The organism is Okeania sp. SIO2C2, assembly GCF_010692625.1.
In the GTDB taxonomy this organism is placed as follows: domain Bacteria; phylum Cyanobacteriota; class Cyanobacteriia; order Cyanobacteriales; family Microcoleaceae; genus Okeania; species Okeania hirsuta.
The window spans coordinates 1-3,114 of record NZ_JAAHGM010000140.1 but is presented as its reverse complement, the minus strand read 5'-3'; the positions used below and the strand labels follow the sequence as shown (position 1 = coordinate 3,114).

Below are 3,114 nucleotides of genomic sequence, written 5' to 3'. Positions count from 1 at the left end.
ACGACTAAAACGAGTATGGACAACACGAAAATCTCCAAATCGTTCTGGTAAGTCTCTCCAGGGAATTCCAGCTCAAGAGCGATATAAAACTGCTTCCACAAATAGGCGATTGTCTCTTGCTGTCCTTCCTACAGTTCCTTCACGTCCTGGTAGTAGGTTTTTGATTCTTTCCCATTGATAATCTCGTAAACCATAGCGTTTAGTTATGTTAGAGAAGCTCTGATTTTTTTTGATTCTGGACGCTTAACCATAAGCATACTATACTCTCAATGTCAAATTTTTATTGATGACACGCCCTAAGGAACATAGTATATGATTGAAAATAGAGACCAGGGAACAGCGAAAAGTTATAAATCTATTTGATAAGCCGGACTTAGCTCACTAGAATATTAGCCTAGTGACTTTTGAAAATTTATAGCAATGAGCGCTCAGGTATTTACAATGTCCAGCTCAAAGTGCACTCTAGAAAAGGTGTACAAAAAATAATGTGTAAATATGCCAGCGCACATTGCTATATCTACTAACTATTAGACATCTGGTAAAAATCCAAAATCAAATCAATTATCGTACAGAAATTATCAGTTATTTCCCCCTCCATACCTATTCCCTATTCCCTATTCCCTATTCCCTCTTTTCTGGAGATGTCTATTGGGATTTATAGCAATAGTTAGTAGATTAGGACTTATGCAGATGATGATCCCAATAAGGGAAAATGTTTTTCCCACTGTTACCAATTTATTATTCCCTGCTATAGACAAAAATCAGGCAAAAAAAGTCCTTAAATCTATACAAACAGAGGTTTTGAGATCAAAAAGGTATAAATCTAGTAGCGATAAGGATTTTAGCCATTTTTATGGCTTTGACTTTTTTCCCTTGCCTGGACTGACTGTTCCTAGGTCATGCTACGCAAACAGCTACTTTATATCAGAGAAAATGTCTAAAGACCACTAGATAAGTAGAGCTAAACTTTAGAAGATTAGAAGATTTCATCTCAGCAAGGTATAGCCGGGGTAGACAAGATGCCTAAAAAAGTTTTATTTAAATTTCTGTGCTTCAGGGTAAGGTTTTAAATGTTTATACCTAATTTATTTGTAATTCTGTAATTATCGGGATGACAGGATTTGAACCTGCGACATCCTGCTCCCAAAGCAGGCGCGCTACCAAACTGCGCTACATCCCGGCTGAACTATAAATTTATTATAGCTCAATTTTCACAAGTTGTGCAAAAAAATTCAAAAAAAATTTTACACCAAACAAATTTGCCCATATATTCAGGAAATTTTTAGGAACAAAAATCCTTGAATCATTATCTCTAGATTTTAGATTCTACAGGAGCATCGCACTAGAAATAATATACCAATTGAGTTTTTACAGGGGACAAATTTAAAGTATCCTCAAAACTTAGATACTAATTAAGGCCTTTAAGCTACCCATATAAACCTTCTTGACTAACTAATAATACATTCTGCATACATTTAAATAAGTTAAAAGTGAGAAAAATGCCCATGCTAAAAAAATCTAAATTCTAGATTTATTAGAATATTATTTGGTTAATCATAATTTTGATCCAACCAAAAACAGCTAATCTGGATACCAGAACATTCCTTTAATTCCCTCTGGGTCAGAGATAAAACCTAAATTGTGGTAAAAATCAACAACATGAGGGTCAGCAAATAAGGTGATATTGCTGATATCCTCGCTACGAAGTTTTTTGATGATGTACTTCATCAATGCTTTCCCCAAGCCCTTACCTTGGACATCAGGATGAACAACTACATCCCAAAGAGTGGCATTAAAAGCATGGTCTGATGTTGCTCTGGCAAAGCCAATCAGTCTTTTTTGACTGCCTCGCATCTGCCACATAGAGACAACAAGAAAACTATGTTGAATGGCCTTTTTTACTTTGCGTAATGGGCGGCGAGACCAACCAACAGCATTACAGAGTTCTTCAAGTTCATATATATCTATGTCTCGATCTGTACTAAAAAATATACGTCCATTACTTCTATTAGGTGAACGAACAGCTTGAGAAGAAGCCTTTCCTTCCCCAATAGTAGTGTATCCCTCATAATCTGGATTTTGAGGGTGAGATGTTGGCTCAGAGCCGCTAAACAAATTTTTCCAAAAACCCATGCAGGCGTGGTTAAGTTAGTAGAAGTTGGATGACATTATTAGATAGTATATATCCCGTTCCCTCTCTTCGATTATGGCTCCGGGTTTAAAATCATCAACACTAGAACTGCTAAAGCGCTTCAACCGAGCGTTTCCACAGTTTTATGAGCAATTTGTAAGTAGTGATATCCAACTGCAAAATTTGAAGTTAGCATATCAACTGTATAAAAGTAAACAAGCTGTAATAGAACTAAAACCAGAAGGCAGCAAAAGTGCCCTGCACTTTACCTACCGAAATCAATCATTTTTGCTCAGTGATCTTTTTGGGGTCTTAGCTGCCTATGGACTAACTATTCATAGCCTCAGTCTTTATGGACAAATTTACCCACCGATGTTGGTCTTTATCAAATTAGTAATATCTCGGGGGGGCAAAGCACTGACAGAGAAAACCTCAGAAAATGTTTGTCGCGCCATCCAAGAATCACTGGCAGGCCGTTTCGAGGTAGAAGAAATGTTAGCTGTAGAATTTAATTTAGATAGTGGTTTAGAAGAAGTAGCGACAGAATTTTATGTCGATCCTGTATTTCATCTACCAGCACTATTGATTGAAGCAGATAATCAACCAGGTCTATTCTATAAAGTTATGTATGCCATCTGGCAAGAAGATTTGTTAGTAGTTAACGCCAACCTATTAGTTTGGCGTGGGCGAACTCGTCTTATTCTTTATCTTTTGGGGCCAAATGAAAGCTTGATTCCAGAATACTTAGGCCAAAAAATTGCTGAAGGTATGCGACAAAGATTAATGGGAGAAAGATACTAATAATAATTAATAATTAATAATTAATAATTAATAATTAATAATTAATAATTAGGACCTAAGTACAGGACAAAAAGTGGAGTGAGTCGAGAAAAGCGTCAAATTTGTGGTCAAGATTAGTGAAAATAGAGCGCAGATAATCAAAGCCTAGACGAAACAGACTCGACGGCTCGTCGTCCATGGGA

The 3,114-nt window shown here is 36.5% G+C and carries 2 protein-coding genes, 1 tRNA gene and 1 pseudogene; 1 reads left to right on the top strand and 3 read right to left on the bottom strand.

Annotated features, from left to right (window positions below):
- The 3 genes and pseudogenes from F6K18_RS35860 to F6K18_RS35850 all read right to left on the bottom strand — a co-directional run.
- Positions 1-207, bottom strand: a pseudogene (locus tag F6K18_RS35860) (transposase); the annotation flags it as partial.
- A gap of 899 nt (positions 208-1,106) precedes the next feature.
- Positions 1,107-1,180 (bottom strand) — tRNA-Pro (locus F6K18_RS35855).
- A gap of 401 nt (positions 1,181-1,581) precedes the next feature.
- The gene (locus tag F6K18_RS35850) at positions 1,582-2,133 is read right to left on the bottom strand and encodes a GNAT family N-acetyltransferase (protein WP_124146087.1); all 552 of its coding nucleotides are present in this window, start codon (positions 2,131-2,133) and stop codon (positions 1,582-1,584) included.
- Positions 2,134-2,206: 73 nt separating this feature from the next.
- Between F6K18_RS35850 and F6K18_RS35845 the strand changes: the two genes are divergently transcribed.
- Positions 2,207-2,932 carry a hypothetical protein gene (locus tag F6K18_RS35845; RefSeq protein WP_287528112.1) on the top strand — a complete coding sequence of 242 codons (726 nt, stop codon included), beginning with the start codon at positions 2,207-2,209 and terminating at the stop codon, positions 2,930-2,932.
- Positions 2,933-3,114 lie beyond the last annotated feature (182 nt).